At 72.6% G+C, this 22,597-nt stretch carries 21 protein-coding genes and 1 pseudogene; 4 read left to right on the top strand and 18 right to left on the bottom strand.

The window, feature by feature from the left end; genetic code table 11:
- Positions 1-88: 88 nt before the first annotated feature.
- The 5 genes from ACI79S_RS07130 to ACI79S_RS07110 all read right to left on the bottom strand — a co-directional run bounded on the left by ACI79S_RS07130 (position 89) and on the right by ACI79S_RS07110 (position 5,694).
- Positions 89-1,186: an acetate/propionate family kinase gene (locus ACI79S_RS07130; protein WP_456592743.1), complete on the bottom strand. Its 1,098-nt coding sequence runs from the start codon at positions 1,184-1,186 to the stop codon at positions 89-91.
- Complete coding sequence (locus ACI79S_RS07125; protein ID WP_456592742.1) at positions 1,183-3,612, bottom strand: phosphoketolase family protein; 2,430 nt, start codon at positions 3,610-3,612, stop codon at positions 1,183-1,185. The genes ACI79S_RS07130 and ACI79S_RS07125 overlap by 4 nt, the downstream gene beginning before the upstream one ends.
- 59 nt (positions 3,613-3,671) lie before the next feature.
- Positions 3,672-4,175 (bottom strand): universal stress protein, encoded by a 504-nt coding sequence (locus ACI79S_RS07120; protein ID WP_456592741.1) that lies wholly within the window; start codon positions 4,173-4,175, stop codon positions 3,672-3,674.
- A 419-nt stretch (positions 4,176-4,594) separates the two neighbouring features.
- Entirely contained in the window at positions 4,595-5,362 is a 768-nt protein-coding gene (locus tag ACI79S_RS07115; RefSeq protein ID WP_456592740.1) for a DUF6544 family protein, read from the bottom strand.
- Positions 5,359-5,694: a hypothetical protein gene (locus ACI79S_RS07110; protein WP_456592739.1), complete on the bottom strand. Its 336-nt coding sequence runs from the start codon at positions 5,692-5,694 to the stop codon at positions 5,359-5,361. The genes ACI79S_RS07115 and ACI79S_RS07110 overlap by 4 nt, the downstream gene beginning before the upstream one ends.
- Positions 5,695-6,049: 355 nt before the next feature.
- Here ACI79S_RS07110 and ACI79S_RS07105 point away from each other — a divergent pair, with 355 nt between their 5' ends.
- Positions 6,050-6,481, top strand: coding sequence for a hypothetical protein (locus ACI79S_RS07105; protein ID WP_456592738.1), 432 nt, complete (start codon positions 6,050-6,052; stop codon positions 6,479-6,481).
- A 636-nt stretch (positions 6,482-7,117) separates the two neighbouring features.
- On the opposite strand, the gene ACI79S_RS07100 is transcribed toward ACI79S_RS07105, so the two are convergent.
- Genes ACI79S_RS07100 through ACI79S_RS07090 form a run of 3 tightly spaced genes read right to left on the bottom strand, consistent with a single transcriptional unit; the run spans position 7,118 to position 9,179 of the window.
- The gene (locus tag ACI79S_RS07100; RefSeq protein ID WP_456592737.1) at positions 7,118-7,804 is read right to left on the bottom strand and encodes a hypothetical protein; all 687 of its coding nucleotides are present in this window, start codon (positions 7,802-7,804) and stop codon (positions 7,118-7,120) included.
- Complete coding sequence (locus ACI79S_RS07095; RefSeq protein ID WP_456592736.1) at positions 7,801-8,712, bottom strand: hypothetical protein; 912 nt, start codon at positions 8,710-8,712, stop codon at positions 7,801-7,803. Before ACI79S_RS07095 ends, ACI79S_RS07100 begins: the two co-directional genes overlap by 4 nt.
- The gene (locus ACI79S_RS07090; protein WP_456592735.1) at positions 8,709-9,179 is read right to left on the bottom strand and encodes a pyridoxamine 5'-phosphate oxidase family protein; all 471 of its coding nucleotides are present in this window, start codon (positions 9,177-9,179) and stop codon (positions 8,709-8,711) included. The genes ACI79S_RS07095 and ACI79S_RS07090 overlap by 4 nt, the downstream gene beginning before the upstream one ends.
- Positions 9,180-9,337: 158 nt before the next feature.
- Between ACI79S_RS07090 and ACI79S_RS07085 the strand changes: the two are divergent.
- Positions 9,338-9,945 (top strand): annotated as a pseudogene (locus tag ACI79S_RS07085) (DUF6544 family protein).
- A gap of 131 nt (positions 9,946-10,076) precedes the next feature.
- On the opposite strand, the gene ACI79S_RS07080 reads toward ACI79S_RS07085, so the two are convergent.
- From ACI79S_RS07080 to ACI79S_RS07065, 4 genes are all read right to left on the bottom strand, one after another.
- Positions 10,077-10,286: a hypothetical protein gene (locus ACI79S_RS07080; protein WP_456592734.1), complete on the bottom strand. Its 210-nt coding sequence runs from the start codon at positions 10,284-10,286 to the stop codon at positions 10,077-10,079.
- A 175-nt stretch (positions 10,287-10,461) separates the two neighbouring features.
- Positions 10,462-12,288, bottom strand: coding sequence for a phosphoenolpyruvate carboxykinase (GTP) (locus ACI79S_RS07075; protein ID WP_456592733.1), 1,827 nt, complete (start codon positions 12,286-12,288; stop codon positions 10,462-10,464).
- Between the two features lie 4 nt (positions 12,289-12,292).
- The gene (locus ACI79S_RS07070) at positions 12,293-14,044 is read right to left on the bottom strand and encodes a SulP family inorganic anion transporter (protein WP_456592732.1); all 1,752 of its coding nucleotides are present in this window, start codon (positions 14,042-14,044) and stop codon (positions 12,293-12,295) included.
- A gap of 53 nt (positions 14,045-14,097) precedes the next feature.
- The gene (locus ACI79S_RS07065) at positions 14,098-14,478 is read right to left on the bottom strand and encodes an ArsR/SmtB family transcription factor (protein WP_456592731.1); all 381 of its coding nucleotides are present in this window, start codon (positions 14,476-14,478) and stop codon (positions 14,098-14,100) included.
- A gap of 405 nt (positions 14,479-14,883) precedes the next feature.
- Here ACI79S_RS07065 and ACI79S_RS07060 point away from each other — a divergent pair, with 405 nt between their 5' ends.
- A complete protein-coding gene (locus ACI79S_RS07060) occupies positions 14,884-15,474 on the top strand; it encodes a DUF1707 SHOCT-like domain-containing protein (RefSeq protein ID WP_456592730.1) in 591 nt (196 codons plus the stop codon).
- 630 nt (positions 15,475-16,104) lie between these two features.
- On the opposite strand, the gene ACI79S_RS07055 is transcribed toward ACI79S_RS07060, so the two are convergent.
- From ACI79S_RS07055 to ACI79S_RS07040, 4 genes are all read right to left on the bottom strand, one after another.
- Positions 16,105-16,566, bottom strand: a complete 462-nt coding sequence (locus tag ACI79S_RS07055; protein ID WP_456592729.1) for a trimeric intracellular cation channel family protein — start codon at positions 16,564-16,566, stop codon at positions 16,105-16,107.
- The gene (locus ACI79S_RS07050) at positions 16,506-16,754 is read right to left on the bottom strand and encodes a trimeric intracellular cation channel family protein (RefSeq protein WP_456592728.1); all 249 of its coding nucleotides are present in this window, start codon (positions 16,752-16,754) and stop codon (positions 16,506-16,508) included. The genes ACI79S_RS07055 and ACI79S_RS07050 overlap by 61 nt, the downstream gene beginning before the upstream one ends.
- 84 nt (positions 16,755-16,838) lie before the next feature.
- The gene (locus ACI79S_RS07045; protein ID WP_456592727.1) at positions 16,839-17,588 is read right to left on the bottom strand and encodes an alpha/beta fold hydrolase; all 750 of its coding nucleotides are present in this window, start codon (positions 17,586-17,588) and stop codon (positions 16,839-16,841) included.
- 117 nt (positions 17,589-17,705) lie between these two features.
- Complete coding sequence (locus ACI79S_RS07040) at positions 17,706-18,668, bottom strand: alpha/beta hydrolase (RefSeq protein ID WP_456592726.1); 963 nt, start codon at positions 18,666-18,668, stop codon at positions 17,706-17,708.
- Between the two features lie 231 nt (positions 18,669-18,899).
- Here ACI79S_RS07040 and ACI79S_RS07035 point away from each other — a divergent pair, with 231 nt between their 5' ends.
- Positions 18,900-21,659, top strand: a complete 2,760-nt coding sequence (locus ACI79S_RS07035; RefSeq protein WP_456592725.1) for an AAA family ATPase — start codon at positions 18,900-18,902, stop codon at positions 21,657-21,659.
- Here the strand turns inward: ACI79S_RS07035 and ACI79S_RS07030 are convergent.
- Together ACI79S_RS07030 and ACI79S_RS07025 are read right to left on the bottom strand one after the other, a co-directional pair.
- A complete protein-coding gene (locus ACI79S_RS07030; RefSeq protein WP_456592724.1) occupies positions 21,652-22,371 on the bottom strand; it encodes a hypothetical protein in 720 nt (239 codons plus the stop codon). The two genes, ACI79S_RS07035 and ACI79S_RS07030, sit on opposite strands and share 8 nt — an antisense overlap.
- Entirely contained in the window at positions 22,364-22,528 is a 165-nt protein-coding gene (locus ACI79S_RS07025; protein WP_456592723.1) for a hypothetical protein, read from the bottom strand. Before ACI79S_RS07025 ends, ACI79S_RS07030 begins: the two co-directional genes overlap by 8 nt.
- Positions 22,529-22,597: the final 69 nt, after the last annotated feature.

The following is a 22,597-nucleotide window of genomic DNA, read 5'->3' as shown; positions in this document are numbered from 1 at the left end:
AGCGCGCAACCCCATCAGCGCTCGGTCGATGTCCCGCTCAGCTCACCACCTCGGGATTCAGGCGCAGGACCCGGTACCGGCGCCAGTGTCACTCCTCCAGGACGGCGAGCACTAGCCGCCGGATCTCAAGGTCCTCCCGCGCCGTGACGACGGCCGTCCGCACGGTCGCGCCCGCCGCGCCGATGTCCGCGTCATCGGTCGCGGACCTGTTGCCCGCGTCGTCCAGCGCGACACCGAGGTGTCCCAGTCCCGCGGCCAGCGCCGCCCGCACCTCTGGAGAGTGCTCGCCGACCCCGCCGGTGAGCACCAGCAGGTCCAGACCGCCGGTGGCGGCGGTCATGGCCGCCGCCTCGCGCACCAGCCGGTGCACGTAGACATCGAATGCGAGGGCGCAGCCGTCGTCCCCGGCCGCCCGTCCGACGAGGACGTCGCGGAGGTCGCCCGTGGTTCCCGACAGTCCCTTGAGGCCGGCGTGGTGCTCCAAGACGTCGCCGAGCTCGAGCAGCGGGACGTGCCCGTGCTCGAGCAGCCAGAGCAGGAGACCGGGGTCCAGCGTGCCCGGGCGGGTGTTCATCACCAGACCCGCTAGCGGGGTGAAGCCCATGGTCGTGTCGACGGAGATCCCGCCCCGGACGCCGGCCAGCGAGGCGCCGGCGCCGAGGTGGCAGGAGACGATCCGCAGCTCCGCGGCATCCCGGCCCACGAGCTCGGCCCCGCGCCGCACCGCCCAGGCGTGCGACAGCCCGTGGAAGCCGTACCGGCGCAGTCCCCAGCGTTCGTTCCACTCGCGCGGCAGCGCGTAGGTGGCGGCCGCCCGCGGCAGCGACGCGTGGAAGCCCGTGTCGAACGCCGCCACGGCCGGGATGTCTGGCAGCAGCTCCCCGGTCGCCCGGATCGCGGCGAGCGCCCGCGGGTTGTGCAACGGCGCCAGGTGGCTCACCGAGTAGAGGTAGGTGGTGACCCGGTCGTCCACGACCACCGGCCCGGCGTACCGCGGCCCTCCGTGCACCACGCGGTGCCCGACCGCGTCGACCGACCCGCATGTCGCGATGAAGTCGGCGAGCGGTTGCAGGTGTCCCGCGCCCTGCCAGCTCTCGACGGTGGTCGCCGCCGAGACGGCCCCGTCGTCGTCGAGGCGGCTGAGCTTGAGGCTGCTGGAGCCGGCGTTGACGACGAGGACCCTCACGGCTCAGGCTCCTCCATCGGACCCGCGTCGGTGGTCACCGGCCCCCGGCGCCCGGACCACTGCCAGTCGCGAATCTCCGGGAGGTCCTCGCCGTGGGTGCGCACGTGCTGCCGGTGCTCGATGAGCTGGTCGCGGAGCCGATCGCGAGCGTGGGCGCCGATCGTGCGGAGCCGGGGCACCCGGTCGATCACGTCGATGGCCAGGTCGTAGCGGTCGATGCCGTTCATGACGCAGATGTCGAAGGGCGTGGTCGTCGTCCCTTCCTCGACGTAGCCGCGTACGTGGAAGTTGTCGTGGTTGGCCCGGCGGTAGGTGAGCCGGTGGATCAGCCAGGGATAGCCGTGGTAAGCGAAGATCACCGGCTTGTCGGTGGTGAAGTAGGCGTCGAACTCGCGGTCGGACAACCCGTGCGGATGCTGCCGGTCGTCCTGCAACCGCATGAGGTCCACCACGTTGACAACCCGGATGCGCAGGTCCGGAAAGAGCCCCCGGAGGAGGTCTACGGCCGCGAGGGTCTCCATGGTGGGGACGTCGCCGGCGCAGCCGAGGACGACGTCGGGCTCCTCCCCCTCGTCCGTGCTCGCCCAGGACCAGATGCCGATGCCCTTGGTGCAGTGCTCGACCGCGGCGTCGACGTCGAGGTACTGCAGCGCCGGCTGCTTGCCCGCGACGATGACGTTCACGTACTGCTGGGTGCGTAGGCAGTGGTCGGCCACCGAGAGCAGGGTGTTCGCGTCGGGGGGCAGGTAGACGCGGATGACGTCGGCCTTCTTGTTGACGACGTGGTCTATGAAGCCGGGGTCCTGGTGGGAGAAGCCGTTGTGGTCCTGGCGCCACACGTGCGAGGTGAGCAGGTAGTTCAGCGAGGCGATCGGTCGCCGCCACGGGATGTCGTTGGTCGTCTTCAGCCACTTCGCGTGCTGGTTGAACATCGAGTCGACGACGTGGACGAACGCCTCGTAGCAGGAGAAGAAGCCGTGCCTCCCAGTCAGCAGGTAGCCCTCCAGCCACCCCTGGCACAGGTGCTCGGAGAGCACCTCCATCACCCGGCCGCCGGGGGCCAGGTGGTCGTCGCCGTCCACGGTCTCCGCCATCCAGGCGCGGTCGGTGACGTCGAGGACGGCGCCGAGCCGGTTGGAGTTGTTCTCGTCCGGCGCGAACACCCGGAACGTGGTCATGTTCTCCCGCATCACCTCGCGGAGGAACGTGCCGAGGACCCGGGTGGCCTCGACCGCTCCGGTCCCGGGTGCCGGCACCGGCACGGCATGGTCGCGAAAGTCGGGCATACGCAGGGGTTTCAGCAGTTCCCCGCCGTTGGCGTGCGGGTTGGCGCTCATACGCCGGGCGCCCGCCGGGTGGAGATGCCGGACGACGGGGACCGGTGCCCCTTCGGCGTCGAACAGCTCCTCCGGTCGGTAGCTGCGCAGCCACTGCTCCAGCACCTCGCGATGGCCATCGTCCTCGCGGGCGTTCTTGAACGGCACCTGGTGGGAGCGCCAGGTCCCCTGGACCTGGAGCCCGTCCACGACGTCCGGGCCGGTCCACCCCTTCGGCGAGGCCAGCACGATCATCGGCCACCGCGGCCGCTCGGTGACGCCGTCCTCCCGCGCACGACGGCGGATCTCGGCGATCTCGTCCAGGCACCGGTCGAGGGTGGCGGCGAACTGCTGGTGCATCGTCGCCGGGTCGTCGCCTTCGACCAGGTAGGGCGTGTGGCCGTAGCCGCGCATCAGCTCGAGCAGCTCCTCGCGAGGGATGCGCGCCAGCACCGTCGGGTTGGCGATCTTGTACCCGTTCAGGTGCAGGATCGGGAGGACGGCGCCGTCGGTGACCGGGTCAGCAAACTTGTTCGCGTGCCAGCTGGCCGCAAGCGGTCCGGTTTCGGCCTCGCCGTCGCCGACGACGGCGGCGACGACGAGGTCGGGGTTGTCGAAGGCGGCCCCGTAGGCGTGCACGAGGGCGTACCCCAGCTCGCCGCCTTCGTGGATGGACCCCGGCGTCTCGGGCGCCACGTGGCTGGGGATGCCGCCGGGGAACGAGAACTGCGTGAACAGGCGCTGCAGACCCGCTTCGTCCTGCGACACGTCCGGGTAGACCTCGCTGTATGTGCCCTCCAGCCACGCCGCGGCCACCGGTCCGGGCCCACCGTGGCCCGGTCCCATCACGTAGATCATGTCCAGTTCGCGCGCGGCGATGGCCCGGTTGAGGTGCGCATAGATGAAGTTCAGGCCGGGCGTGGTTCCCCAGTGACCGAGCAATCGCGGCTTGATGTGTTCCGGTCGCAGCGGCTCGCGCAGCAGCGGGTTGCCCATCAGGTAGATCTGGCCGACCGACAGGTAGTTCGCCGCGCGCCACCACGCGTCGAGCGCCTGCAGTTGCCGCTCGTCGAGCGGGCCGTTGCCTGCGGTGGCGTCCGCCAGCAACACGTCCGTGGGCTCCGTGTTTCGGGCCGGACGGCCAGCGTCCCAACTTGGCGCCGTGCCGGTCATGAGTTGTCCGCGTTCGACGCGAGCGAAGCCTGCTCCCCGCCGGTTCCGCTGCGGACCACCGTGACCGGGCACGGCGCGTGCCGGATGCACTGGTCGCTGACCGAGCCGAGCAACAGACCCGCGAAGCCCCCCAGTCCGCGTGCACCAACGACGAGGAGGTCCGCTCCTTCAGCTGCTTGCAGCAGTTGCCGCACCGCGGGCCCGTGCGACACGTGACAGGTGACCGACGGGCTCAGGGAAAGGCCGGCCGAGGCGACGTGCGCGTGCAACTCGTCGTGCACGGCCGTCTCGAAGTCCCGCAGAGGCGGGACGTAGCCGGGTTCCCATGTCGCCGGCCGCGGAGCGGTCGTGAGGTGCCACACACGAACGACGTGGAGCTCCATGCGTGCTCGCGCGGCGAGCCGCGCAGCCCATGTCAAGGCCTCCTGGGCGCACTGGGAGCCGTCGTGGCCGACCACCACCCCGCCCTCAATGGTGACCGACTCGGCCACCTCCTCCATGAGACCCACGCTGCTCTCTCCTCCGACACGACGGGCTGAGTCGACTGACCGCCTCCTCCGTCACCATCTCCGCTGGCGCTCGCGCAGCATGAGGGACCAAGGTCCCGTCCTCCCCGTCATCCGTCCTGAGTTCGGCTCGCCCGGCGTGACGGCCCGGCCGCTGCGCAGATTCCCCCTGGGACCGGTCCCCTATCGCCGTTGCGAGTCGGACACGGACACGGCCCCGTGCCTGCACGCCTCAGAAGCAAGCCCCTTGGGAACAGTTCGCCCTGTCGACGTGGCACGTCGGATGCGCGGCGGGCGGACAGGCCTGCCTGCTTCACGCGCGTGAACAGCCACTGACGGCAGATGCCCGCTCCCAAGCCGGCGGACAGGGCACACTCCGGGACGAGGAAGTTCGCCAGTCACGGCAGTGTCGTTCACCGGAACGTGGCCGCCGAGATCTGGGCCCGGAAGAACTCTCCTTCGGGCTGTCGGCCGGTTCCCCACCACCAGCCTGCGCGGAGTGCTGAGCCGATGGTCACGCCGGCGAAGGTTTGCTCGGCCTCGATGTCGACGCCGAAGGGGTAGCGCCCGAACGGCTCTCCGTTCGGGTTGCCCCAGCGTTGCATGAGGACGCCAAGCAGCTCGCCGTCCGGACCGATGTGGAACTCGGCGCTCTCCTCCTCCCCATCGATGCGCCAGGTGACGACGACGCGGTCGTCATCGGAGCCAGCTGTCCACGTCGCGGCAGGGAAGGTGGTCGGCGCAAGAGCCATCTCTCCGGCCAGGCGGCCGGCGGCGCTGCGGGTGACGTCAGGCCCGGTGGCGGACATGACCGGGATCAGGCCGCCCAGCCGCCAGTGCATCTGGCCGGATCCGGAGCTGAGTCGGTCAAAACCGGTCACCGGGATCCCGAGGAAGCGGGCGGTCGCGGCCCAGATGAATCCGCGAGGCGGGGCGAGCACCTGGCGCGCGGTGAAGGGGCGCCATGCGCCGATGCGGATCTGTCCGTGCATGGAGAGCTCCACTGTCTCCCACAGCGGGGTGCCGGGGGCGATCGCGTGGGTCAGCCAGCGGCGCGCCGGTTCGGGCAGGTCCGCGACCATCGCCGGGTGGAAGATGCCCGGCTGCGGGGTGTCGTGGTTGAGCAGCTCCCACTCCCCGCGCACGCTACGGGCGGCGCGCGGCACCGACGTGCCGGTCACCGGGGGCCTCCGGCGTCCTGGCGGGTGCGGTGTGCCCGGGCGACGGCAGTGGCGACGGCGACCAGCACCGCGGCGTCGACGAGTAGACCGGCCGCCGCGATGGAGGCCGAGGGCAGCAGCACCGCGATCGACACCAGCGCGGCGAGCAGCCCGACCGGCCGCCACGTCGGCCGACCCCGCAGCACCAACACCGCGGTCAGCAAGAACAACAGGGCTGCCGCCAGCCAGATGCCCCCGACGATCATCCCGGGTATCGAACCGGCCGCCGGCGACACGTCGCCGTAGCGCAGCTCACCCGGCTCCCCCCACTGCCACAGCAAGCCGACGCCCATCAGGTGGATAAGACCGTGCCCGGCGAGCACCGCCGCCCCGGCTGCTCGTAGCAGCCGGGGCGCAGCCGACCGTCCCGTCGGCGACCCAGAGCCCGTCACCCCTCGCACCGTAGTTGTCGCCGTCCGTCGGCGCTCGGCACCTCCTCATCAGTGGAGTGATCGCCCACCTGTCCGCGTCCGGTGTCAGGGACGACGCACCCGCAGGACGGTAGCTTCGGATCCGGTTGGCGGACCACCTCGGCAAGGCGGCGCCCAGCGTGGTCGCCGGTTCCCCATACCCGACCGACGACCGATGACCGATGACCGATGACCGGGAGTGTCCGTGGATGGAAGGTCTGCGCTGCGCTGGATCACGGTGCTGCTGTTGGTGGTGCTGATCGTCGGGGGCTGGGTCGGTGGGATCAGCTTTCTCACCGATCCGAGCGGCAGCGGCCTGGGCATGACGACCGATCAGCTCCCCCCATGGCCGTTGCTGGACGACTACACGGTTCCGGGCCTGCTGCTCCTCCTCAGCTTCGGCTTGCTGCCGGTGCTCGCGGTGGTGCTGCTGGCCCGCGGCCACGTGGCAGGCTTCCGCGCCGCAGCCGGAGTCGGGTTGCTGTTGGTCATCTGGATGCTGGCGCAGTTCGCTGCGATCGGTATTCTCCTGCCGGGCATGCAGTTCGGCTTCCTCGCGGTCGGCGGAGTGCTCGTCGCGCTCGGCCTGGCTGGTGCGCGGCACGTCCGGGACGAAAGAGCCAGGGTCGGAAACGGCCGGCCGCATAGAACTAGCGACCGAAGCACCTGACCGCTCGCGGGCCACCCCGGTTCCTCGACGCCTCCGGCCGGCGGCTGGGCACGCTCATTTCTGTCGTCTCCGAGCTGGCCAGGTGGCTAATCACGGCCAATCACCTGCGGTGATTTGCGAGACCTTTCTAGCTGAGTGGGAGCCTTCGTCACCGCCACAGCGGCAACGCAACGGCCGCAGGCTCCCGCATCTCACGCCACAGTTCCGGGCGAGCCGAACCCATCCGGGTGCGGCAGAGGCCGGCCTAGCGGAGCCCGAGTAGCACGGCAGCAGCGGAGACGCCGGAACGTGCCCGCCACGCCGACGAAGACCTTGGTGCCGGGGTTAGCTGTTCCTCTTCCTCGGCGCCCGTCTCAGCGCGCACACCGGGCGCACGCTTGGGAGGCGGCTCCGCCCCGCCCAGACTGGCCCAGCGGGCTCGTCCTCGTCAGCCGGGTAGGACCGCCGCCATCCAGCGACGACCGCGCCTCACGACAGGGTCGGTTTCCCCTCGGGCGCCATGGCGCCAGGCTGTCAGTCCCAGGTTGGCGGCAGGATTTCGCTCTCCAGTCGGCGCCCTGCCGCCCGGTCTAACGGGGTCTCGGTCGCCGGAGCCGAGGACCTATCCGCGCCCACCTGGCAGTTCGCAGCAGGCCGCTAACGCTTGGAGACCGAGGGGATCCCGTCCGCCTCGACCAAGCCTTCCGCTCGGGCTCGGAGGTTCAAGAGCATCTTGCGGATCATCCAGAAGTCGGCGACCTCGAGGAGAACCGAGCAGGCGATGGACATGGGAGACAGCCGGATACGGGACCGGATCCGGGACCGGATCCGGGTGAGCACGCGCGTCGTCCCGTCCGGGCATGGTTCCAATCGCCAGGCCCAGGTGGTGTCCCCTGGCGTGCCCCAGACCATGACCTGCGGCGGATCCATGGAATGGACCCGCATCCCCTGCCGACCGTCCGGGCTCATCGGCACGACGTCGCCGGGCGCGAGATGCTGCAGCCTGGGAACGACGCTCCGGGCGCTGGGACGGCCGAGGTTGTCGAGCAGGTCATAGCTGTACCAACCGGCGCGCGTCACTCCGACCTGGACGAGCCATGGCCAGATCTCCTCGGGCGGCGCGGCGATCGTGATCGCCCGGGTGGCGTCGAACGTCGGAGAGGTGACGAGGTCGTCCCCCGGCACTGAACGGGCCACCTCAGCGGCGGTCGCGCCCCAGGTCAGCTGGCGCGGTCGGACCACCGCGAGATGAACGGCTACCCCGGCGAGGACGAACAGGACCAGGCACCCGCGCCGCCGACCCATGGCCCTCAGCGCCTCCCGCTTCCCGGCCTGCGCGGTCATGCCCGAGTCCAGCGGCGGTAGCCCTGCGCGTCGTCGGAGATGATGCGCTCCCATCCCGAGGCCATGGTCGGAGTCGAGCCCAACTGCACGACCGCCCGCCAGCGATAGGTCGTGGGCCACCGGCGGAAGACGGGCACGACGAGGGTCACCACGCGCATCAGCCACGGCAGGGGTCCCGGCCGCCAGCGCTCCGTCACGTCCAGGGCGAGCGTCACCTGGTCACCGCTGCGCGCGGCCGACCACGCGCCCCCGGTCAGCCGGACGCCGTCGACCGCCACCTGCCAGCGCCCATCCTCGACCGATCTGTCGGGGAGAGCGCGGACGTCGGGCAGCGCGGGATCGATCACCATCCGAGCGCTGTGTCCGCCCTGTTCGGCAACGATGGACTCGATCCTGGACCGGTCTGCTGTGAGCTCCAGGCGTCGCCCTGCGCCCACGGCCGACACCGCACCGTCGTGGCTGCGGTTGACCTCGACGGCGCACACCGGTGCGGCGTACTTGATGAGATGCCGCCGGTGCATGCGAGCGCCTGGCAGGCGGCCGGTAGAGACCTGGCGCCCGCCGACGCGGATCATTGGGCGGGTGCTGGTCGCGCGGACCAGGTCGAAGCCGTGCAGCCAGACGAGCAGCAATGCCTTCGGTCGGTCGATCCCCGCGCTGACCGGCGCCAGCAGCTGCGCGCGGCGGCGCCGCCGGCCGTCGCGGTCGTCCACGCGGACCTCGATCAGGCGCCCATCGACGTCGGCGAACCGCACCTCGGCGTCGACGCCGTCTTCGGCCATCTCCAGCCGGGCGACCAGCTCCATGTTCAAGAAGCGCGCCATCGGCGCGACGCTGAGCGACGGCGGGCACAGCTGGCCGGCATCCATGCTCTCGGCGTCCTCGTCTCGCAGCTCCCCGGCGCTCACGGGCATCCCCCCTCGGCCGAAGCAGAGGCACCTGGACTTCCAGGTCGGCCACGGCAAGGACATCGGTTTCCCCCGATCATGGGGAGGTGTGGCACGCCCACGCGAATGTGCCGGCCGTCCTCGGTGCCGGTGCCTCGTCGTCGTCGGTCGCCGGGCGCCCCGACGACTTGCCCCAGGCGGCGCATCGGTGTGTCGGCCAGGCCGCGCACGAGCACGTTCCAGCCGGTGCGGGTCGCCCGGTCGATCTCGTCGACCTCGAAGGTCACGTTGGCGTGTTCGGCCGCGGTGAGAGTGGAAACCGGGTGGGTCCGGATGACGATGCTCCGTCCGTCCATCCCGTAGTTGACCGGGATGATCAGGGGGTGGTGCTCGGCGATCACGCCGATCCGGCCGACCTTGTGGTCGGCTAGGAGCGCATAGCACTCCTCGACGGGGATCACCTCCAGCAGATGGGCAGCGCTCGTCATACCCCCATCGTGGCCGCCGCGACCGCGCTGGAGGGCCGGCGCTTCGTCGGTCGCTGCGGGGCCAACGACGCGCGCCACGCGCCGTGGACGGGCGGCCAGGCGGTCGCACGGGTGACGGCCGCCCACTTGTGGCTGGAGGCTCCCGGGCCGGCGGGACGATGAGCGCGCTGCCCGACCCCCACTCCGCAGGCCTGCCGAGCGCATCGGAGGCGGTCCGCCGGTGGTTGGTGCACGCGATCGCCCTGGGGACGCCGCTGTGGCCGTCGGTAGTCCTCTCCATGCACGGACAGATCCTGCTGGGCGCCTCGCGGCCGATCATCGCCCAGCAGGTGCTCGCCCCTCCCCCCGGCTTCGTGTGGGCTGCGACGGCCCGCCTGTTCGGTTTCCCGTCACCGGTTCCGACCGGTACAGCTCCAGCACGGGACAGATGAACTGGTGGCTCGCCGGACTGGTCCGCGTGATGACCGCAACCGGACTCGACGTCACCCACAGCGCGGCCGACCGCCTCGATGGGGAGATGGCCCTGGCGCCGACCACGTTTCACGCCGCCACGTGGACACCAAGCTCCGACCAGCACCACGCCATCGTCACTGACGGATCGACGAACACGAGGAGCGCGCCGCGTTCGACATCGCTCCCGGCGGACCACTGCTTGGCCTCCTCATGCTTCGCTGGGGCAACCCCGGCGGCGAGCCCTTCGGGCGCTACCCGTTCGGCGGCGTCACCAACGGCTCGCGGCTCCGTGCGGTTGGTGGTGGGGCATTGAGCGGCAGGACGAGGGCAAGTCCTTACGGGCCTCGATCACCGGCGCCCGCTTCGGCTGACGGCGATCGAGCCGCCACGACGCCCGACCGGCCCCGCAACGGGCCCGCCCGGCTCGCAGGGCGCTGACAGCGGTCAGCCCGCGACGGTCCCGTCCGGGTCGTGGCGGGTGAAGGTGGCCAGCAGGTCGCCGATTTCGCGGTGCGCCTCGGCGCCGTGGCGGAACGGGGCGGTGCCGAGGAACAGCGCCGCTTCGCCCCGGGCGCGCTCATCTCGCGGAACGAACGCGCAGCCGTGGGTGATCGGAACGAGATTCGCCTGGCCTCGATGAGCAAGCCCTCGCATCCCGCCGGGACCCGTCCGATCACCCTGACCTGCGCTCCATCACCGGTGCAGAGTCTCGGGCAGCCGCGACCGTCCGTCGAACCGGGCGTCATGCACCTGCCCGGGACCGGGCGCGAGACGATGGGACCCGCAGCCGGGTGGCTGCGGGGTCCTCGTCGTGGTCATTCGGTGCAGGTCACTTATCCCGCTCGGCGTCGAGGGCGGCGGCGACGCGGCGGTGCGCCTCCCAGATCTCCTCGGGCATGCCCGGGAAGAGCTTGAGGTGCTCCTCGCGGTGGCCCATCTCCTGGCGCCACCGCTCGGTGTCGATGCTGAGGATCTTCTCCAGGTCGCCGGGCTGCAGATCCATGCCCCCGAGCTCGAGCTCCTCGGCGGTGGGCACGATCCCGACCGGCGTCTGCCGCCCGGTCACCTCACCGTCCTTGAGCTTCATGAGCCACAGCAGCGGGCGCAGGTTGTCCCGGTACCCCGGCCACAGGAAGTGCCCGTCCTGCGGATCGCGCTGGAACCAGTTGACGTGGGCGAACAGCGGCTGCTCCTTGGCCGCACCGATGACCTTCAGCCAGTGCGCGGCGTAGGCGGCCTCCGGCGTGGCCATGAACGGGCGCATCGACATGGGGTCGTAGCGCAGCACTCCCTCGGTGCCCTCGGCCGCGAAGGTGGCCTCCGCGCCGAGGGTCAGGCCGTCGTAGACGCCCTCGGCGAGATCGGTGATCGCGCGGATCAGCGGCTCGCGGTCACGGGTGCGGCCGCCGAAGATGATCGCGTCGATCGGCACGCCCTGGGGGGCCTCGTAGTCCGGCGCCATGTTCGGGACGTTGGCCAGCGTGGTGGTGAACCGGCTGTTCGGGTGCGCCCAGGGCGCGCCCTGCTCCGCCTCGGACCGCTCGCTGATGAGGTTGCCCTGCCAGTCGCGCCAGCCGGTGACGTCCGCCGGCGGCTCGGGGCTCTTGCCCTCCCACCAGACGTCCTGCGTCTGGTCGTTGTAGGCGACGTTGGTGAAGATCGTGCCGGTGCCCTCGGCGATGGACCGCACCGCGGTCGGGTTGGTCGCCTCGTTCGTGTCCTTGGCGACGCCGAAGACGCCGTTCTCCGGGTTGATCCCGTAGATCTTCCCGTCCTCGTCCACGCGCAGCCACGCGATGTCGTCGCCGTAGAAGGTGACGTGGTAGCGGTCCCCCAGCGCGTCGGGGGCCAGCATCATGGCGAGGTTGGTCTTGCCCGAGGCGCTGGGGAAGCCACCGCAGATGTGCCACGTCTTCCCGGTCTGCTTGTCGGTGATCCCCAGCAGCATGAACTGCTCGGCGAGGAACTCGCCCGAGACCCAGCCGTCGTAGGCGCCCTGGCGCAGGCCGTGGGCGATCTTGCCCAGCAGCGCGTTGCCGCCGTAGGACGAGCCGTAGTGCAGGATCGTGCGCTCGTCGGCGACGGTCACGAAGTAGCGCTGGTCGTCGGCGGTGCCGTGGCCCAGGTTGTCCAGGTCGCCGGTGACGTGCACGCCGCGGACGAAGCTGTTCTGGTCGGCGAGGTCGTTGACGAACTCGACGCCGACGCGCGCCATCCGGATCATGTGCAGCACGACGGTGCGGGTGTCGGTCAGCTCGACGCCGGTCGCGTAGGACTCCAGCGGGGAGCCGGGCGGGGCCATCAGGTAGGGGACGACGTACATCGTCTTGCCGGCCGAGGCGCCCTTCATGCGCTCGGTCAGCAGCGGGCGCATCTCCGAGGCGGGCTTCCAGTTGTTGTAGACGCCCTTGTCCGACTCGCGGTTCGTCGCGACGACGGTGCGCTCCTCGGAGCGCGCGGTGTCCTTGGGGTGGCTGCGGGAGTAGTAGCGCCCCTCCCCCGCGGGCCGGAGCTCGCCCGCCTCCAGCGCCTCCTGGATCAGCCGGGCGTCGTCGGAGGCGTTGACCACCTCGACCCGAGCCGCGCCGGTGTGCTCTGCCCACTGGCGGACGAAGTCGCGGACGCGACCGTTCCTCACCCCTGCTTCATCGAGCACGGCGTCAACGTCGATCACAGCTCAGCCTTTCGTTCGGCACGGTTGGAGACGGGTCGGCGGTCGGGGTGACCTGGATGACCTGCTGGTCGGGCTGGGCGGCTCGAGGGCCGCGGTTTCGGTCCGTAGCCACGCCGGCGGGATCGACCTCGGTGGCGACGTGCCTGGCGGCGTGCGCGACGGCCTCGGGGAAGGTGTCGAAGACGTGTCCCCGATCGACCAGCGGAGCGAGTGTGCCGACCGCGGCGAGCAGTCGCTGATGCTCGTCGCTGGCACCCTTCACCAGGACCGTGACGCCTCGCCGGTGCAGGTCCTCGACGATCTCGTCAAGCACGTGGGCGCCGGTGGCGTCGAGCATCGCCATCGACCCCAGCCGCAGGATGACGACCCGTACGGCGGACGTCGCGGTGATCTCGCGGAGAAACCGGTCCGCGACGGCGAAGAATAGAGGGCCGTCGAGCCGGTACGCCAGCACGTGTCCCTCGAGCAGCGCGTGCTCGGTGGCGCTGTCGAGCCCGTCGTCGGTCAGCATCTCGGGAACCGCGCGGGCGGTGCGGGCCAGCCGCACGACGGCGAGCAGCATCGCGACGCCCAGTCCCACCTCGACGGCTGTGACCAGATCGAAGGCGACGGTGCCCAGCGCGGTCAGGAGAAAGACGAGCGCGTCGCCGGGGGTGGAGCTCAACACCGCCCGGGCGGTGTGCCGTTCGACCATCCGGTAAGCGGTCACCAGCAGGACGCCGGCCAGCGCGACCAGCGGGATCCTCCCGACCAGTCCCGAGGCGGCGTAGACGATCGCGGCCAGCACCAGCGCGTGGGTCAGCGCCGCGACGCGGGTGCTGGCGCCGGCCCGGGCGTTGACCGCCGTCCGCGCGATGGCTCCGGTGGCCGGCATGCCTCCGCACAGCCCCGACGCCACGTTGGCCAACCCCTGCCCGAACAGTTCCCGGTCGGGATCGTGCCGCGCGGCATCGCTCATGCCGTCGGCGACCCGCGCGGACAGCAGACTCTCCAGAGCGGCGAGGAACGCCACGATGGCAGCCGCACCGGCCAGGTCGCCGGCGTTGCCGAGGTCGGGGAGCGCCGGCAGCGGCAGCGAGGAGGGCAACGATCCGATCAGGGCGACGTGCGCCCCGGACACCTCGACGACGAGCGTGACGACGGCGACCGCCAGCAGGCTAGCCGGCAGCGACCGGTGCAACCGGGGCAGGGCAGCGGTCAGGAGCACGGACAGCGCCAGCAGCCCGAGAACCACCCAGTCGGGCCGCGCTGCGAACTGTGCCACCGCCGCAGCTGCAGCACCCACGGCGTTCTCGACGTCCGGTCGTGCAACGCCGAGAGCGCTGGGCACCTGCTGTGCCGCGATCACCACCGCAATGCCGAGCGTGAAGCCCTCCACCAGCGGCCACGGCACGAACGCCAGCAGCCGCCCCAAGCGCAGCACGGCCCCGGCCACCACGAGCACTCCGGCCATGACCGCTACCGGGTAGACCACGCCGGGTCCGTGCCTGGCCACCAACGGGACCAGCACCACGGTCATGGCACCGGTTGGCCCGGACACCTGCAGGGACGAACCGCCGAACACCGCCGCCACCGCACCGGCCACCACAGCGGTGACCAAACCGGGAGCCGGTCCCACACCTGACGCCACACCGAAGCCCAGCGCCAGCGGCAGGGCGACCACGCCGACCGTGACCCCGGCGGCAAGGTCGCGGGGCCACGAGCGGCGCAGGCCGGCGTAGTCCGCACGCCGGGGCAACAGCGCCAGAACGGGCCGCAGTACGCGAGGGACGGTCCGCCGCCCTTCCCCGATCACGCCGGGGACCGTCCCGGATCGGCGAGTGCGACCGCGTCGTCCGCCCGACCGAGCGCCTGGAGCAACTCCTGGTCGTCTCGCAGCGTGCGGGTGAGCATCCTCCGGGCGACCGCCAGCAGCTCCGCCGTCTGCGGGTCGCGCAGCGAGCAGATGACCGTGTTCTTCACTCGCCGGCTGTCGACGACCCCTACTTTGCGCAGCACCGTCACCTGCTGCGACAGGTGCGACAGCTCCATCCCCGTTCCGGTGGCGAGCTCGCCGATGGTGTGCTCGCCCTCGGCAAGCAACTCGAGGATGCGCACCCGACCGGGGTGGCCCAGGGCCTTGAACAAATCAGCCTTCGCCTCCGCGATCGGACGGCCAGGGGTGAAGGGCACGCGCTTACTTTACTACTTGACAGACTTGTCAACCAGGCGAGGCGCTGTGACTCCGGTCGTGCCGTAAGCACCCGCCGCCGACCCCCGTGGCGGGGTGCCCGCACCCGCTCGACGTCGCCGGGGAGCACCCATCGAGCGGGACGACCGTCGGCTCCCGAGGCTCGACGCCCGGGCGGCTGCCCGGACTGGTACGCCTCAAGCGCCGCGGGCTGGCTTGTGCAGGACGCTGGGGTGGCGGCGCGCGCCCGCGACGACGCGCCTCGGTGACCACGCTCACAAGTGCCGACGTCCCGGCGGGCGCGAACGTCACCGGCCTGCCCCTCCCGGCGCACGACGAGTTCTCAGTCGCCGCCGGAGGAGGCCGCGCCAGCGTCTCGAGACGCCGGTCGCAGCTACCGTGCGGTCATGGCGACCGAGGGTCCTGACGCAACGGACGAAGCGATGCCGGTCTCTGACAAGGACCGTCAGGCGGTCATCGAACAGCTCACATCGGCGGCCAGGGACGGCCGACTCGACTCGCAGCAGGTGCACCACCGGTCTGAGGTGGCACACACCGCGCGCACCCGCGGTGAACTGATGGCGCTTGTCGAGGACCTCGCGAGCACTAGCGCCGCGCAACGGCAGCCAGCTGCTGAGCAGCCCGCCACGGCGGCACCGATCGTGGGCATCTTCGGGGGCACCGAGCGCAGGGGACGGTGGCGCCCGGCCCCACGGCAGACCGTGCTGGCGCTGTTCGGGGGTGTGGAGCTAGATCTGCGCGAGGCCGAGCTGCCGCCGGACCTGTTGGATCTGCGTGCCTGGGCCGTGTTCGGCGGGGTGAAGATCATTATGCCCGAGGGGATGCGGGTGGAGACGATCGGCGGCTTCTCCCTCTTCGGTGGCTCGAGCGCCAAGCCGAGTGCGGCGCCTACCTCGGACCTGCCAGTGCTCCGGCTGAACGCGATCGCGCTCTTCGGTGGCGTCACGGCGAGGGTGGAGCCGACACGGCGCCCCTGATGCGGTCATCCTCGGCGACCAGCGGTACTGAGCAGCTGAGCCCCACCCGTTTTCGATCAGGCCCGTCCGTCCGGCGCGCTACGTTCCGACCATGTCCATGAAGCCGCGTGCACCGCGCTCCTCCGCCCCCGCGGAGGCTGCAGGTGGGACGGCTCCCACTTCTAAGTGTCCAACACTCCCTCGGACACCACGAAGTGGGAGTTCTCCCACCTTCCAAATCAGAGCCGGGCTCTCCCCGGCCAGACGGCACGGTCCCCTCCGGGACCGACTCGGCCAGCATCTCCTCCGCGGCACCCCGGGCGGGTAAGCCCGTCACCGTCCACCAGCCTCATCGCGGAGACCCGGCCCTCCGCCACGGTGCCCCCGTAGCCCTCCACCTCGCGGCGACCGATCGCCACCAGCTCCGCCGGCGGCGTCCCCTCGCGGCCCAGCACGTCGTGCACCTGTTCCGCCGGTGCGTTGCGCGGGCTGCCGGCGTCCACCACCACCACGCCGCGCCGCGCCGCGTCGCGCCCGGGCGAGGGCGAGCGCCCCGCTCAGGCCGGCGGCGCCACCGCCGACGACCACCACGTCGTACCGCTCGTCCGGTGTCAAGGCGTTCCTCTCGTTGCATCAGGGAGGCTCGTCCCGTCAGGAAGGTGGCGGTCCGCCCACCGGGGACGGTCCGACCGGGGATCGCCGCCCGCGCGCCCGCGGACCGCGCCAGTGGCGCTGCAGCGCGAGCACGCGGACGGCGAAGATCGCGGCGGCGATCCCGGCGCCCAGCGCCGGGCCGTCGGCGTCGAACGTCGACGCGACGCCGACGACGAGCGCCCCGACCACCGCCGGCACCGCGTAGAGCTCGGAGTCAGCCCGGAACAGCGCCGGGGTCTCGCGGGCGAGGACGTCGCGGAGGACGCCGCCGCCCACGGCGGTCGTGACCCCGAGCAGGGCGGCCGCCACCGGCTCGAGCCCGTGGTCGAGCGCCTTCTCGGTCCCCGCGACGCAGAAGAGCCCCAGGCCGGCCGCGTCGAAGACGAGCAGCGGTCGGCTCAGCCGCCCGAGCCAGGGGTGGGCGACGGAGGTGACCGCGGCCGCGGCCAGGGCCACCACCAGGTACTGCCACCTGCTGAACGCCGGAAGCGGCGTGTCCCGAGCACGAGGTCGCGGACGATGCCGCCGCCCAGCGCGGTGACCACCGCCAGGATCGCGATCCCCACCACGTCGTAGTCGCGGGCGATCGCCATCAGGGCGCCGGAGACCGCGAAGGCGAAGACGCCGATCAGGTCGAGCGCGTGCATGCCGTCTCCCGATCCGTGCGGGGCCCGCCCCGCCCTCTCCCGTCTCGACGACGGGGCGGGCCCGGTGTGGCGATCGCCGTCCGGTCAGCCGACCGTCGCGCGGGCGGCCTCGTCGATCAGCCGGGCGACAGCCTCCGGCTGGGAGACCGTCACGGCGTGGGAGGCGTCGATCTCGACGTTCGTCGCCCCGGCACGCTCGCCCATGAACTGCTGCGACTCGGCCGGGACGGCGAGGTCCTGGCGCGTGATCAGGTTCCAGGAGGGGATGGTCTTCCAGGCCGCCTTCGTCGCCTTCCCCTCGAGCGCGTCGGCGATGATGGGACGCTGGGTGACGGCCATCAGCGCGGCGACGTCCTCCGGCACGTCCGCGGCGAAGACCGCCCGGAACTTCTCCTGCTCGATGTAGAGGTCGTCCACGGGCTGCCCGTCGGGACCGGTGACGGGCACCGGGCGCAGGGCCGGCCCGAGCTCGTTGCCGGGGAACTTCCCGGCCAGCTCACCGGTGCTCTCGCCCTCCTCCAGGAGGAAGCTGGCGACGAACACCAGCGCCTTCACCTCCGGACTGCCGTCGGCCGCCTCGCTCATCACGCTGCCGCCGTAGGAGTGGCCCGCGAGGACGATCGGCCCCTCCACGTCGTCGAGGACGCTGCGCAGAAACTCGGCGTCGCGGTGCAGGTCTCGCAGCGGGTTGGCCACCCCGACCACGGGATAACCGTCGGCCCTGAGCCGGGTGATCACGCCGTTCCAGCTGGACGAGTCGGCGAAGGCCCCGTGGACGAGCACCACGGTGGGCTTGGTCGGGTCCGTGCGGGTCTCGAGGGTGCTGGTGGTCATCGTTCTCTTCCTCTCGGTGGACAGCGGCCCCGGTGCATCGGATCCGACGTCGCGGCGCTGGTGGAGCGAACGTAGGAAGCGCGGCGGCGGCTTCGCGTACGTCGATCGACTGTTCGTTCACTTGCCGAAGGCCGCCCGGAGCACCGCGATCGACTGCGCGATGGCGGCGCGTGCGCCGAGGGTCTGGCTGACCGGGTCGAGCATCATGAAGTCGTGGTGCACCCCGTCGTAGCGGACCGTGGTCACCGGGACGCCGGCCGAGCGCAGCGCGGCGGCGTATGCCTCGCCCTCGTCCCGCAGGACGTCGGCCTCGGCCACCAGGAGGAACGCCGGCGGGAGACCCGCGAGCTGCTGCGGGGTGGCCCGCAGTGGCGACGCGGTGACCTGGGCACGCTGGGCGGGGTCGGTGGTGTAGGCGTCCCAGAACCACTCCATGGCCTTCGCCCTGAGGAACGGCCCCTCGGCGAACCGGACGTAGGAGGGGGTGTCCATCGCGGCGTCGGTGACCGGGTAGTAGAGCGACTGGTGCACGAAGGAGACGTCGCCCCGGTCCTTGGCCATCAGGGTGAGCGCCGCGGCCATGTTGCCGCCCACCGAATCGCCCGCGACGGCCAGCCGGGTGGCGTCCAGACCGTGCTCGGCGCCCTGCTCGGTGATCCACCGAGCCGTGGCGTAACCCTGCTCGATGGCCACCGGGTACTTCGCCTCCGGTGACCGGCTGTACTCGACGAACACCACGGCGGTGTCGGCGCCGACGGCCAGCTCGCGGACCAGCCTGTCGTGCGTGCCCGCATTGCCGAGAACCCAGCCACCGCCGTGCATGTAGAGCAGCACGGGGAGCCGGCCGGACGCCCCCGTGGGCCGGACGATCCGGACCGGCACGTCGCCGACGCCGGCCGGGACGGTGATCCAGTGCTCGTCCACCGGGAGCTTCTCGACGGCGCCGGACTGGATGTCGTCGAGGACCTTCCGAGCCGCCTCGGGGCCGAGGTCGTACAGGTAGGGCGGGTTGGCGGTGGCGTCGGCGAGCTGCTGGAACTCCGGCTCGAGGACGACGGGCGGGGTCTGCTGAGTGGTCATGGATCGGTCCTCCCAGATCGGGACGACGCGTGCTGCGCCGTCGGACGGCCAGACGCTGGCACCTCTCCCCCGTCCCCAGGCATCCGTCGATCGACTGCGCTGCCGGACTGCCCCGCCACGTCCCCGGGGGCGGTCCGGCAGCTCGGCCGGCCCCACCGGGCCCGAACCTGGACTACCGTGCACCCGCCGGGGCCGACGGCGTGGCCGTGCTCGGAGCAGGAGGGACCGGCGGTGCTGATCGGGCGGGAGTCGGAGCTCGCCGCGCTGCGCGAGGCGGTCCGCACCGCGGCCGCCACGGGTCTCGCGCTGGTCATCGAGGGCGACGCCGGCCTGGGCAAGACCGCGCTGGCCGCGGCCGCGGCCGAGATGGCCCGGTCGGCCGGCTTCCGGGAGCTCCGGTGCTCGGGTGTCCTGGGCGAGGCGTCCCTGGGGTTCGCCGCCCTGCACGAGCTGCTCCACCCGGCGCTGCACCGGGTCGGCGCCCTCCCCGCGCGCCAGCGGACCGCGCTGCTGACGGCGTTCGGGCTGGAGGAAGGACCGGCGCCCGACCCCCTCCTCCTCTCCCTCGCCGTGCTCCGCCTGATGGAGGAGGTGGTCGCCACCGGGCCCGCCCTCGTCGTGGTCGAGGACCTGCACCACGTCGACCAGTCGAGCATCGACGTGCTGGTCTTCCTCGCCCGCAGGTTGGCCGACCTGCCGCTGCTGCTCCTCGCCACGGTGCGGAGCCGCCCCGATGCGCCCGTCCCCCCGGCGGACTTCCCGGGCCGTCGGCTCACCGTGGCGCCGCTCACCGAGGCGGAGTCCCGTCGGCTGCTCGAGGCCGTCGCCCCGGAGTCGGACCCGGGCATGCGCGAGGCGGTCGTCGCGGTGGCCGGCGGGAACCCGCTCGCGCTCACCGAGCTGGCGACCGCGCCCGGCGCCGTCCGGCCGGCCGCGGCGCCCGCGCTGCCCGATCAGCTGCCGACCACGGCACGGATGAAGCAGGCGTTCCTCGAGTCCTTCGACCAGCTGCCGGCCGCCAGCCGGGACTTCCTGCTCGTGGCAGCCGCGGACGGCGGGAAGGTGCCGCTGTTCCGCGTCGTGGCCGCCGCGGGCGGCTTCGACGAGGCGGTCGCGCTGCTCCGGCCGGTCGAGAGCGCGGGCCTGGGGGCGGTGACCGGCGGTCACTTCTCCTTCCGGCACCCGCTCATCGGCTCGGCCGTCTACGGTGCCGCGACGTCGGCGGAGCGTGCCGCGGCGCACCACCTGCTGGCCGGGCTGGCGGGCGACCCCGAGCGCGTCGCGTGGCACCGCGCGGAGGCCAGCTACGGCCCGGACGAGTCGGTCGCGGCAGGGCTGGAGGCCGCGGCGGCACGCGCACTCCAGCGCGGTGCCCGGTGGGAGGCGTTCGCCGCCCGCCGCCGGGCCGCCGCGCTCTCCCCCGCTCTCGGGAACCGGGTCCGCCGGCTGGCCTCCGCCGCGGAGTCGGCCCGGCGTGCGGGCCTGACGCGGGAGGCGGTCGATGCCCTCCGGGAAGCGATGCCGCTCGCCGAGGACGGTGACGCCGTCCTCGAGCTCACGTTGGCCGAGTGGGCACTCGGCAGCGGGACCGACCTGGTGGTCGGCCGGTCCCCGGAGGAGCTGGTGGCGGTGGCCGGACGCCTGGGCGGGCCGTCGGGGCGTGACCATCCCGAGGCCCGTGTCCAGCTCCTCGCCGCGGCAGCCACGCGAGCCTGGGAGCTGGCGGCGCCCGAGGCCACCCGCGCGGCGGTCCGCGGAGGGCTGGAGACCCTCGACGACTCCCCGCACCCCCTGAAGACGGTCGGCCTGGCGCTGCTCGATCCGTCCACCCGCGCCGCGGAGTCCCGGTCCGCCCCGCTGGAGCTGCTGGACGTCGTCCGGGCCCGGTACCCGTGGGCGCTCGCCAGCCTCGCAGCGATGGCGGAGGCGCTGCACGACGTGCCGGCGGCCCAGGCGGCCTGGGACGCCGGTTGCCACCTGCACGCCCCGGCGGAGGCGCCGGGGGACGCGGCATCGTTCCTGTGCGGCCGGGCAGCGAGCCGGGTGCTGAGCGGGCAGTTGGTCGACGCGCTGGCCGACGCCGGAGCGGCAGCCCGGACGGCGCTGGACGCCGAGCTGCCGTTGCTGGCCGCCGCCGCCGAGGTCGTGGCCGCACGGGTCCACGCCTGGCGCGGTGCGGACGCCGCAGCGCAGGCGGCCCTGCGCCGCCACCGGGAGCTGGCCGGATCGCACCGCACCGCCGTGGTGAGCGCCCGGGCGCACTGGGCCGCCGGGCTGGTGGCGATGAACCAGCGCCGTTACCGGGCCGCGCAGCAGGAGTTCGCGCTGGTCGGGCAGCACCCCACGACCGCCGCGTGGGCGGTGGCGGACCTGGCAGAGGCAGCCGTGCGGGCCGGCCGCGGGAACTCGGCGGCCGCCGCGGTCGCCGACGCCGAGCGCCGGGCCCGCTCCGTCGACTCCCCCTACCTGTGGTCCCTCGTGCACCGGGCGAGGGCACTGCTCTCCGTCGGCGAGGAGGCCGGGGAGGCCTACGCGGGCGCGCTGGCGGCCGGGCTCGGCAGTGGCGCGCCGCTGGAACTGGCCCGCACCCGGCTGGTCTACGGCGAGTGGTTGCGCCGTCGACGGCGGATCGCGGCCGCGCGGGAGCAGCTCGCCGCCGCGCTGGAGGTGCTGACCTCCGCCGGCGCGAGCCCCTGGGCCGACGCTGCTGCGGCCGAGCTGCGGGCTGCCGGCGGCACACCCGACGCGGCGCCGCGCCGAGGGGCACCCCCGACCGGGCTCACCACGCAGGAGCGGCGGATCGCCGAGCTGGCGGCCGAGGGGCTGACCAACCGCGAGATCGCCGCGCGGACCGCCCTCTCCCCCCGCACCGTGGCGACCCACCTGGCCCGAGTCTTCCCGAAGCTGGGCATCGCCCACCGGGCCCAGCTGCGCGACGCCCTGCGGGCACAGCCGGGCGGTCGAGGACCGGCGGCGCCGCCGCTCAGGTGACGGTGACGTCGTCCAGGTCCACCGAGACGAGGACCGGACCGGGCACCGCGCGGTCCGCGGCGTCCCTGCCGTGCACGACCCGCCGGGTCGGGATGACCAACCCGGAGTACTCGCGGTGCCCGCACACGACGTCGGCGCCGGGCAGGCCGCCGGCCACGTCGATGCTGTAGTCCCGGCGACGGATCAGCCCGTCGCCGTCGACGTGCAGCACCTGCTCGCGGCTGTGCGTGGCCATGGTGACCGGATAGGTGACCAGCAACCGGCGCAGCCGCCTACCGCCCTCGGTCCACGGATCGATCTCCTCCGTGCGCACCCCGGGGGAGGTCAGGTGCCACGGCTCCGTGAGCCAGGTCCACATCGCGTACCCGCCGACGTAGGCCTGCTGCAGCGCCGTCCACGGCGTCGTGAACCCGTGGCCGGTGAACGACGCCCGCGGGTCCGGCAGGGACTCGAGCGTCCGGCCGCCCTCGCTCTCGACGTGGACCCGGCCCGGGGTGACGATCGTGCGCTGCCCCGGCCCCGGGAAGGGCGTGTACGAGGTTCGCTCGCGGTGCAGCTCCACGGACACCTCGACGTCGGCCAGCATGTCCGGCTGCCCTTTCACGGCCCCCAGGCGCCCGCCGGTCCGCTGCCGCCCGGTGATCCGTTCGGCCACCAGCCAGTGGTCCAGCCCGCCGTGCGCTGCGAGGAGCAGCTCGACGAGATCAGCCATGGTCGTCGTCCGGGGGCGGGGCCGGCCGGCTCACGGCGGGGCGGCTCGTCGCGGCGCCGAGGCGGAACCCGGCTCGGACGCCGTCCTCGCGGCGCTGCCTCGCCTCGGTGGCCAGCTGGCGCATGGCGAGCACCCAGGCGGGCTCACGGTCGTCCACGGCGCCCTCCCCCTGCGGTCTCGACGGATGCGGCACCGACGCTAGGGAGCACCGGCCGGGTGCCGCATC

The sequence above is a fragment of the Blastococcus sp. SYSU DS1024 genome, from assembly GCF_054050795.1.
This window is presented reverse-complemented; position numbering and strand designations above follow the sequence as displayed.

Coding starts and splice junctions, on each gene's coding strand:
- ACI79S_RS07120 (WP_456592741.1), bottom strand. CDS start 4,175: ATGGAGGAGGTGGCCGAGTCGGTCACCATTGAGGGCGGGGTGGTGGTC.
- ACI79S_RS07110 (WP_456592739.1), bottom strand. CDS start 5,694: ATGGGCGTCGGCTTGCTGTGGCAGTGGGGGGAGCCGGGTGAGCTGCGC.
- ACI79S_RS07100 (WP_456592737.1), bottom strand. CDS start 7,804: ATGACCGCGCAGGCCGGGAAGCGGGAGGCGCTGAGGGCCATGGGTCGG.
- ACI79S_RS07090 (WP_456592735.1), bottom strand. CDS start 9,179: ATGACGAGCGCTGCCCATCTGCTGGAGGTGATCCCCGTCGAGGAGTGC.
- ACI79S_RS07080 (WP_456592734.1), bottom strand. CDS start 10,286: ATGCGAGGGCTTGCTCATCGAGGCCAGGCGAATCTCGTTCCGATCACC.
- ACI79S_RS07060 (WP_456592730.1), top strand. CDS start 14,884: ATGGCGACCGAGGGTCCTGACGCAACGGACGAAGCGATGCCGGTCTCT.
- ACI79S_RS07050 (WP_456592728.1), bottom strand. CDS start 16,754: ATGCACGCGCTCGACCTGATCGGCGTCTTCGCCTTCGCGGTCTCCGGC.
- ACI79S_RS07045 (WP_456592727.1), bottom strand. CDS start 17,588: ATGACCACCAGCACCCTCGAGACCCGCACGGACCCGACCAAGCCCACC.
- ACI79S_RS07040 (WP_456592726.1), bottom strand. CDS start 18,668: ATGACCACTCAGCAGACCCCGCCCGTCGTCCTCGAGCCGGAGTTCCAG.
- ACI79S_RS07030 (WP_456592724.1), bottom strand. CDS start 22,371: ATGGCTGATCTCGTCGAGCTGCTCCTCGCAGCGCACGGCGGGCTGGAC.